Below are 208 nucleotides of genomic sequence, written 5' to 3'. Positions count from 1 at the left end.
TGGACACGAACCACATTGAGCGCGCCATCAGGCCAATCGCAATAGGCAGGCGCAATTGGATGTTCGCTTGGACTGAACTCGGCGCAAAACACATCGGTATCATGCAGAGTCTGATCTCCACATGCCGTTTGCACGGTATCGACCCATACACCTACCTAGTCGATGTGCTGCAACGCGTTTCAATGCAGCCAGACAGCCAAGTCCACAC

The 208-nt window shown here is 53.8% G+C and carries 1 protein-coding gene; it reads left to right on the top strand.

Going from position 1 to position 208, the window contains the following annotated elements; translation table 11 throughout:
- On the top strand, nucleotides 1-208 hold a 208-nt coding region (locus ACOI06_RS14705; protein ID WP_420663332.1), incomplete at both ends, for a transposase domain-containing protein.

It is taken from the genome of Orrella sp. 11846 (genome assembly GCF_048820935.1).
In the GTDB taxonomy this organism is placed as follows: Bacteria; Pseudomonadota; Gammaproteobacteria; order Burkholderiales; family Burkholderiaceae_B; genus Algicoccus.
This window is presented reverse-complemented; position numbering and strand designations above follow the sequence as displayed.